Raw genomic sequence first — 9,206 nt, 5'->3', positions numbered from 1 at the left:
GTGGTCAACGCTTGCACCCCTCATCAGCATCATCTCTTCCAACTCGCGATAACTGAGGGAGAATCGAAACTTCATATAGACAAACATCAGGATTACTGAAGCTGAAGAACTGAATCCCTTAAAATGATGTGAGAGTTTTTCTGAAACTTTGAACATTTGAGCACCTACCTTCCTAGTGAAGATACCTCAATCTTTACGGGACGGCAACAGATGCGACAGAACCTGTTGGAGCGGTTGCAACCGCTCGAGTCGTAATTCGTATGGGTGTGAAGGGTTGAAAGCTATGAAAATTGAAAGTATAACTTACAATTTTCATAAAATAACGGGGCATTGAGTTTCTTTATTGTGACAATAGAGACTCCAGTGCTTGCACATGAATATCGGTCGTGAGTGGGTAGTCTGCTGGACCAGGGTAGATGACAGTTAATGCATCAAGTTCCAAGAGTTCCCAAGCGGTGTTAAGTGATTTTGTAATTTTGGGGGCATCGGTGTATTTAAATTCAAATCCGAGTTTTTTTCCGTCCTTGATAATAAGCAGGTCTAACTCAGCCTGACTATGCACGGCCCAAAAATAGCAATCCTCAGGATCAGCATCATAGTGACGCACAATTTGTTCAAGAGCAAACCCTTCCCAAGATGCGCCTAGCTTTGGGTGACGGGTAAGATCCTCAAAACTCCGAACCCCTAAGAGCTGGTGGAAAATACCGCTGTCTTTGAAGTAGATCTTTGGGCTTTTGACTTGGCGCTTGTTGATGTTGGCAAACCAAGGGTTGAGTTGCCGGATCATAAAGGTGCTCGATAAGATATCAAGATAGTTACGGATGGTGATATGCGAGACACCAAGTGATCGCCCCAAGTCAGAAAAGTTTACGAGATTGCCATGGTAATGGCAGATCATCATCCAAAAGCGTCGCATCATTTCTGGGGCGACGTTGATGCCAAAGCTGGGCAGATCACGTTCGAGAAAGTTTGTGATGTAGTTTCTAAGCCACCTAAAGCTTTGTTGGTCTGAAGGCGCTAGGTAAGAGCGCGGAAATCCACCGCGGAGCAAAAGAGTTTGGATGTTATGGGTTTCCTCATATGAAAAAGGTGTAAGCTCTAAGTAAGAAATCCGACCCGCCAGAGTTTCAGATGACTGGCGAATCAGATCGCGTGAAGCACTGCCCAAAATGAGGAATTGTCGTCCTGGTCGGTGTTGGTCAATCAATACCCGTAGCACAGGAAATAAATCTGGCCGCCTTTGCACTTCATCAATAATGATCAGTCCGTCTAGATTCTCCAAAGCCAACATGGGGTCTTGTAGTCGAATGAGGTCTCGTGGATTTTCGAGATCAAACCGTGTAACAGCAGTTTTGCCTTTAAGTGTCTTTTCATACATCTCGGCAAGCGTAGTTTTGCCACACTGACGTGGTCCCAACAAAGCAACAGCAGGATTCACAGCAAAATTTTTGTCAATTTTTTTTAAGTAAAGATCACGTTTCATAGGGAGAGCATATCATGAAAATTGAAAGTTTGACTTACAATTTTCATGATTTTTTGAACCATCCCAAATATTCCAGTAGATGCGACAGAGCCTTAGCAAAGCTGTGATCTATAACTTTAAATTTACAATTTTTATGATTTTTTTACGATGACATCCTCCGCGGCAGCAGCCTTGAAAAAAGTCTGCCCCTGACGTATAAGGAATTCTGTAATGAGCTAGAGAGGAGATAAGATTATGGGTCATCGGTTTGCACACTTAGTGCTTGTTTCAAGCATTTTGCTTTCTAATGCAGCAAATTTGCTTGCTGCAGCAACAGAGAAAGTTCAGATTGGTTCAGCTTGGGCGCGTGCCAGCACGGGTCCAGTGGGTGTGATTTACGCAAATTTTCACAATACGCAAAATCAAGATCGTTCACTGGTTGAGGTGCGTGTCGGAAAGCAGGTCTGTGATCATGCTGAATTACATACTCACAGTCATGAAGGGAATATTGTAAAAATGCGCCCTGTCGACAAAATTGCTCTAAAGGCTGGGCAAACAACGCGCTTGGAGCAAGGTGGACTTCATATTATGTTGATGGGGCTCAAGCGACCTTTATCGGAAGGTGAGACTTTGCCGGTAACGTTTGTATTTGACCAGGGAGATCCTTTGAAGGTAGGAGTTCCAGTGCAGAGACTTGCTTCTTTTGACAATACGGGAGATAATACAACATACGGATGTCCGTACCATCAACAATGATAAACATGAAAGTTGTCAATGCGCTTTTCTCAAGATTTTTTGCAGAATTTACGAGATCGCTTTGTGTTGTCGGAATTGGCAGCACCGCATATACGCCTTAAAAGGCAGGGGCAAGAACATTCGGGATTGTGCCCGTTTCATAAAGAAAAATCGCCTTCCTTTACGTTGAATGACCAAAAAGGTGTTTTCCACTGCTTTGGGTGTGGCGCCGGTGGAGATATCATCGGATTTTTTATGCGCATCCACAATTTTGAGTTTTTTGAAGCAGTTAAGGAACTAGCCCACAAGGCAGGCATGAGCTTACCTGAAGCTGTGCCTTTAACTACTGAAGAAGTGCAGCAACAAACAGATCAAGAACAACTGTACCCTCTTATGCAAGAAGTGTGTGCTTGGTATCAAGAACAGCTTAAGCAAGCAAATGCAAGGTCAGCTAGCACTTATCTGCAAAGTCGTCGGTTGCAGCAGAGTACGGTTGATACATTTCAGTTGGGGTTTGCACCTGCGAGGCAATCTGTAAAACGGGAATTTTTACGCAGAGGTTACTCAGAAGACCTTTTGCTCAAAGCAGGGTTACTGGCCAGAAAGGGAGAAAATGGGCCAACCTATGACCGTTTTCGCAATCGTGTTATTTTCCCAATTCTTGACAAGAGAGGGCGCGTCATTGGTTTTGGTGGTCGGGTGCTGGATGATGCCAAACCTAAATATTTAAACTCGCCGGAAACTCTACTTTTTTCCAAGCGACAGTCACTATACGGCTTACATCAGACACACCAGCACTCGAAAAACAATCAGCCCTTGATCATTGTTGAGGGCTACACGGATGTGTTGGCACTTTATCAAGCCGGCTATAAAAAAGTTGTTGCACCCTTAGGTACAGCATTGACCCCAGAGCAAATTCAACAGCTTTGGCGTTTAAATTCTGAGCCTATTTTATGTTTTGATGGGGATGAGGCTGGGCAGCGAGCAGCATATAGAGCTGCTGAACGTGCTTTGCCGCTTTTGAAGCCAGGATTTTCAATGCAATTTGTACAGTTGCCACACGGTGAAGATCCCGATAGCCTTGTACAGAAGCATGCGCTGGACACATTGGAGTCATTGTTTACCAGTCCTCAAGTTTTGCAAGAAGTACTGTGGCAACAAGGGGTGACCGATCAGCGAACCCAAACGCCAGAACAACGGGCATTGGTGCGAAAAAATGTGCTTTCACAATTAGAGACAATTCAAGATCCCAGTGTACGTTCTTTGTATCAGCAAGAGTTTAAAGAACGTTTTTATCAAGCTTTCCGCAGCAAGCCTCAAGTACGGGGTAGAGCAGTTAATGATGCTATTCCTCAAGAGCAAAGAGGGGGCATCCGTACCCGTTTTGACCCAATGAAACGCCAACGCTTTGCCGTTCTTGCTGCAATGATCAACTATCCTCAAGTGTTTGTTTCGATGGATGAGCAGATCGCACAGGTTGAGTTTAAAGAACGTGAGCTTGAAGAATTAAAACAGGAGATTTTAGATATTTTTCATAGCATTCCAAACCTTGACGATCAGGTGATGAGATCCCATATACTTTCCAGAGGATACCGACGAATTGTTGAGATCATTTTATCTAAGGAGACATATGTCCATGCATCATTTGCAAAGTTGGGTATGACAGAAGCAACAGTTCTCGATGGTTGGCAAGAAGTAGTGCACTTAATGCAGGACCAGAGGAATATGAAAGAGGATGTAGAGAAAGTGAAATCTGAGTTTACGACACATTTTCGTTCAGATACTTGGCAGCGTTTTCAAAACATGAAGCGACAAACGATGTCAGGATGATTCACAGTAAGGTAATAAGCCTATAGATTAGGCAAACATATGAAGACAACTTTTCAATGGGAAAGAATGAGGAAAGAATTATGACAGCAAAAGTAGCGACATCGCGTAAATCGAAGGCAAAGTCGACCCAAAAGCCACCAGAATTGGATGCTACAATCAAGTTAGCCATTCAAAAACTGGCCAAGCTTGGTAAAGAACGCGGGAAGTTGACATACGATGAGATTAATGAAGCGCTGCCGCAGGATAAAACCTCAGCTGAACAAATCGAAGAGGTTGTCACCACGCTGAGTAACATGGATATGGATATTGATGTTGAAGCTTCTGAGAATAAAAAAAGCACGAGTACTGAGTCTGACGAGAATGGGGTGGCAGTAGCCGCTGAACAGGAATCGGTTGCGCGGTCAGATGATCCCGTACGGATGTACCTGAAAGAGATGGGAACGGTTGGATTGCTTACTCGTGAGGGGGAAATTGTCCTTGCAAAAAGTATTGAAGAGGGCCAGGCTATGGTGTTGGATGCCCTTTGTGAAAGCCCTTTGACCTATCAGCGTCTTATGCATTGGTACCAACAACTGAAAGCAGAAGCTATTACATTGCGCAGCATTATTGTGCTTGATGCTTCTGCAACGGGTGAAAGTGAAGGTGAATTTGAAGGTGCAGAAGGTAGTAAAGAGGGAACAGAAAGCGCTAAGGCAGGAGTAGATCCCAAAAAAAAGAAAGCGACAGGGTCTAAGTCTACTGCCAAGCCTGCAAAACAAACACAAAGTGAGAGTGAAGCAGGAGATAGCGATGATGCAGACGATGAAGTAGGTGCGTCTTTAGTTGAACTGGAGGCAGCTTTGATGCCTAAGATCATGGCAACTCTTGGCAAAATTGATCGTGCCTATGTTAATTTCCAAAAATTGTGCAAAAAACGTTTAAAGTATGAACAGAAGGGAAAATCCCTTGAAAAAAAGGTGGCTGATCAGTACAAAAAGCTCAAGAAGAGATTGTTTACTCTTGCTCATGAAATACCTTTTAATCCACAACGGATCGATAACTTTACCCAGGAACTCTACGGTTTAAATCGTAAAATTATGCGTTATGACGGGCAGTTGTTGCGCCTAGTTGTTTTGTGTGGAATCGACCGGGATGAGTTTTTGAAGGGATATACCCAGCAATCACCGGTTGCATGGGCTGACTTGATCCAGTCTTCGAAAAATGCACAATGGAAAGAGTTTTGGGAAAAACATGCTAATGATGTTGAAGAGATTCTCCAAGAATTCAATGAGATTGCAGCAAATGCAGGCCTTAGTATAGCGGATTTACGTCAGGTCATTGTACAAATTCAAAAGGGTGACCAGATGGCAACTCGTGCGAAGAAAGCGATGATTGAAGCTAACTTGCGTTTGGTGATTTCGATTGCCAAGAAGTACACGAACCGTGGCTTGCAGTTTCTGGATCTTATCCAAGAGGGAAATATTGGTTTGATGAAAGCGGTAGATAAGTTTGAATATCGCCGTGGATATAAGTTTTCGACTTATGCAACCTGGTGGATTCGCCAAGCCATTACGCGCGCTATTGCAGACCAGGCGCGCACCATTCGTATTCCAGTGCATATGATTGAAACGATCAATAAGATTGTTCGTACATCGAGACAGATGTTGCACGAAATTGGGCGTGAGCCTACTTCGGAAGAATTGTCTGAGCGTTTGAGTATGCCTTTGGAAAAGGTCAGGAAAGTTCTTAAAATCGCTAAAGAGCCCATCAGTTTGGAAACACCGATTGGTGACGAAGAAGATGGACAATTAGGGGATTTTATTGAAGATAAAAATGCCATCATCCCCCACGATGCAGCAGTACACGCAAATTTGCGAGAGACTACAACTCGGGTATTGTCGACCTTGACCCCTCGAGAGGAGCGGGTTTTGCGCATGCGTTTTGGCATCGGCATGAATACCGATCACACGCTAGAAGAGGTTGGTAAGCAGTTTTCAGTCACCCGTGAACGTATTCGGCAAATTGAAGCCAAAGCATTGCGAAAATTAAAGCACCCAAGCCGTTCACGGAAATTGCGGAGCTTTTTGGATCAGTAGGTGTTTGAGTGTAACTATTCAGTCCACATCGGCCGTCATCTTGAACGCTGATTTTGCGAGCTTTGCGATTCAGGATCCCATTATTTTTTTGCAAATCATAGAAAATGGTATCCTGGATCGTAAGCATTTGGGATTCATTGGCCCTTACGGTCATGAATTCCAAATGCAACGTCCAGGATGACGGCCGTGTGAGCTGAATGGTTACGTTTGAGTTTTAAAAGGGACTCTGGTAGATTGATGCGTATTTCATGGCACTGCTTTTTACTGGAGTTAACTTTTGTTCACGTCTGCCCATCCTTCCATCGTAACCCTTTTGCCGCGTGGTGAGGGATTTAGCCCGCAAAAAGCCGGGGCTATCGCATTGGTCGTAAGAGATTTTGTTGGTCACAGCAAGTTTCAAAAGCAACACACTGTCTTTGGTTCAGAATTAAATTCTGCGTTTCCAGAGTGTGACTATCAACCAATAAAGTTACCGCCATGGCCCATTTCCAGCCGTTCTTATCGCTACTTTCTAGGCGCAGATTCGCTTTTCAAGCAAATGGCGCCGCAATTAATTGAGTTACACAATAGGGCAATTTATGTCCCATGGATTAAGCGAGCTTTCCCAAATGCCGCTTTGAGTTTTCAGTTGCACAATGATCCACAAACCATTCGAGGATTACAATTCGCCAAGCAGCGGCAAGCCTTTTTGCAGATTGTTGATGTTGTGTACTGTGTGAGTGAATACCTCAAGACGCGCTTTTTGGAGGGAGTTGAAAATCACAGCAATAAAGTACACGTGATTCCCATAGGTCTAGATATAGATCAGATTGCACCAATAATGGGCGAGCGCAAGCCGGTGATTTTATTCGTGGGAAGAATTATTCCCGAAAAAGGGGCTCTGTTATTCGCACAAGCTGTACGCCAAGTGTTAAGCAAGGTGCCAACTCCATGGCGTGTTGAGATGATTGGGGCGCAAAGGTTTGGGCAGCACGATAAGAAATCAGACTATGAACGACAAGTCCTTTCTGTACTTGAACCCTTGGGAGAACGCGTGCGATACCATGGGTACCTTCCTTTTGAGCAAATGCTTGACAAGGTAGAGTATGCTGAGATTGCTGTGGTTCCCTCTCAGTGGCATGAGCCATTTGGTAGAACCGCATTGGAAGCTATGGCAGGAGGCGCAGCCCTTGTGGCAACGCCATATGGCGGTCTTGCAGAGGTTATTGGAGATGCTGCTTTGCGTGTCGACTCAGATAAGGCGTCTGATTTTGCTGAAGCCATTGAACGTTTAATCCAAAACCCAGGGATGCGTCGCACCTTTCAAGCCAAAGGTCTCAAGCGTGCAGAGGAAAATTTTAAAATTCAGGATCGGGTTGCTGAGTTGGATCGCATCCGAGCACAACTTTTTGAGAAAGGTCCTTAAACTGATGATGAAAACAAGTTCAGCTCAAGCGGTAGAGAGCAATTTCAAAAATACTTTGTTGGAAGGGATGCAAACGTTTGCATGTTTTCTCACCTGTTTATTACCTTGGTGTTTTCTTGTAGGTGCTGCGCCCACTGAGATTGCTTTATCTTCGGTTGCTGGTTTGTTTGTCATTCGGTCAGTTCTGGCAAAAGATAATGCGTGGCTTAAAAGTGCGTGGGTCAAGACCGCAATTGGTATATGGGCATACCTGATGCTAACCAACCTGCTGATGAACGGATTTGCGCTTGGGATAAAGCATAGTTTACCTTGGGGTCGCTTCGTGCTTTTTGCTGTCGCTCTCGAATCGTGGGTATTGCTGGACAAAAGTTGGCGCCAACGATTGTGGTGGAGTTTAGGTGGGGCAATTAGCACTGCTCTTTTGTGTAGTTTGTATGAATATTTCTTTGGTTTTGATTTGAGGGGGCGGCCACGGATTAATGGTGACCGGCTGTCTGGACCTTTCCGCATGCCTAAGGTGGGCATTTTTTTGATAAAGACCAGTTTTCCACTACTACTTTTTTCAATGATGTTTTTGGTTGAGCATAAAAGGCGGTTGGGAAAATTTTTGGCTCTAGGTTTATGGGGTGTCTTTGTTGGTTTCATATTTCTAAGTGGTGAACGAATGGCGCTTTTACTGATGGGATTAGGTAGTGTATTGGCTTTTCTACTGATGCCACGAGTTCGTAAATTTTTCTTTGCAGCCAATGCTGTGATGGGCATCCTATTGGTGATGCTCCTACTATGTATGCCATCGCAAAAAAACCGATTTTTGGACAGGTCTATGCAAGAGTTTCACAAACCACTTGATAGCCCTTATCAGGTACTAATGAAGAGTGCTTTGCGTATTACGCAGGACTTCCCGATTTTCGGTGTTGGTATACGGCAGTTTCGTAACGTGTGTCCAAACCCAAAATATGGTCCTGATAATAGTTTTTATGATCGCTGTAGTACCCATCCACATAACTACTACGTTGAATGGTTGGTTGAAACCGGGTTTGTTGGTTTATGCGCATTTTTGTTTTTAATAGGTGTATGGGGAATGCGTGTTGTGCGCGCCCTTCCAAAAATGAACAGTGATCCGTTGATTATCGGTCTAGTTATCAGCATTTCCTTACAACTTTGGCCTATTAGTGCTTCAGGAAGCTTTTTCAATAATTGGAACTCATCGGTCTTTTGGCTTATGCTGGGATTGCTCATGTTTTATATTGGAGAGACAGAAAAGAAAAATCTCGGTAAATAAAAAAGTAATACTAACCATGCTATTCTATACCTGTGCATTTGCAGGAGGTATTGATATGCGAGATTTCGAACGTCAACTTAAGGATTACAGACTGACAACTGCTGAAATTACTTACCGCATGCCGGATTACCCCAATATATTACAGTCCTATATTTGGCAAGAACTGGATCTTTCACCAGACTTTCCTGAACTGAGTGATTTCTTGGATTTTTGGGAAAGTCACCTTGATGGACGACTGCATTCAGTAACAGTAATGCATGCGGAATTAATTCATCCGAGCGAATTTCACCATTTCAAAGGTGAATTCAGTTTGCATTAAGGTTCTGTCGCATCTGTTGAGAGTGCCCGTGAAATTTCTAAAAACGAGATTCCTCTGGGCACACTACACCATCAGAGCCATGAAATTTTCAAATGTTG

The 9,206-nt window shown here is 43.9% G+C and carries 9 protein-coding genes; 7 read left to right on the top strand and 2 right to left on the bottom strand.

The genetic code is table 11. The features are described from left to right. Both ABFQ95_05835 and ABFQ95_05830 read right to left on the bottom strand, forming a co-directional pair. Nucleotides 1-156, bottom strand: a 156-nt coding sequence (locus tag ABFQ95_05835) for an IS6 family transposase (GenBank protein MEN8237045.1), incomplete at its 3' end; no start/stop codon positions are given. Between the two features lie 184 nt (nucleotides 157-340). Next, on the bottom strand, nucleotides 341-1,483 hold the full coding sequence (locus ABFQ95_05830) for an ATP-binding protein (GenBank protein MEN8237044.1): 1,143 nt from the start codon (nucleotides 1,481-1,483) through the stop codon (nucleotides 341-343). Between the two features lie 234 nt (nucleotides 1,484-1,717). Between ABFQ95_05830 and ABFQ95_05825 the strand changes: the two genes are divergently transcribed. The 7 genes from ABFQ95_05825 (at nucleotide 1,718) to ABFQ95_05795 (ending at nucleotide 9,108) form a co-directional block, all read left to right on the top strand. Next, complete coding sequence (locus ABFQ95_05825; protein ID MEN8237043.1) at nucleotides 1,718-2,218, top strand: copper chaperone PCu(A)C; 501 nt, start codon at nucleotides 1,718-1,720, stop codon at nucleotides 2,216-2,218. An 18-nt stretch (nucleotides 2,219-2,236) separates the two neighbouring features. After that, on the top strand, nucleotides 2,237-4,027 hold the full coding sequence (gene dnaG, locus ABFQ95_05820; GenBank protein MEN8237042.1) for a DNA primase: 1,791 nt from the start codon (nucleotides 2,237-2,239) through the stop codon (nucleotides 4,025-4,027). 80 nt (nucleotides 4,028-4,107) lie between these two features. After that, nucleotides 4,108-6,102, top strand: coding sequence for an RNA polymerase sigma factor RpoD (gene rpoD / locus ABFQ95_05815; protein ID MEN8237041.1), 1,995 nt, complete (start codon nucleotides 4,108-4,110; stop codon nucleotides 6,100-6,102). Between the two features lie 4 nt (nucleotides 6,103-6,106). Then, nucleotides 6,107-6,283, top strand: a complete 177-nt coding sequence (locus ABFQ95_05810) for a hypothetical protein (protein MEN8237040.1) — start codon at nucleotides 6,107-6,109, stop codon at nucleotides 6,281-6,283. 96 nt (nucleotides 6,284-6,379) lie between these two features. Next, the gene (locus ABFQ95_05805) at nucleotides 6,380-7,507 is read left to right on the top strand and encodes a glycosyltransferase family 4 protein (protein MEN8237039.1); all 1,128 of its coding nucleotides are present in this window, start codon (nucleotides 6,380-6,382) and stop codon (nucleotides 7,505-7,507) included. A 4-nt stretch (nucleotides 7,508-7,511) separates the two neighbouring features. Then, nucleotides 7,512-8,789: an O-antigen ligase family protein gene (locus tag ABFQ95_05800; protein ID MEN8237038.1), complete on the top strand. Its 1,278-nt coding sequence runs from the start codon at nucleotides 7,512-7,514 to the stop codon at nucleotides 8,787-8,789. 55 nt (nucleotides 8,790-8,844) lie between these two features. Continuing rightward, nucleotides 8,845-9,108 (top strand): aspartate-semialdehyde dehydrogenase, encoded by a 264-nt coding sequence (locus ABFQ95_05795; GenBank protein MEN8237037.1) that lies wholly within the window; start codon nucleotides 8,845-8,847, stop codon nucleotides 9,106-9,108. The last annotated feature ends 98 nt before the right edge of the window (nucleotides 9,109-9,206 follow it).

It is taken from the genome of Pseudomonadota bacterium (assembly GCA_039714795.1).
GTDB lineage: Bacteria > Pseudomonadota > Alphaproteobacteria > JAGOMX01 > JAGOMX01 > JBDLIP01.
The sequence above is the reverse complement of the archived record's forward strand: the minus strand, read 5'-3'. Positions and strand labels throughout refer to the sequence as shown.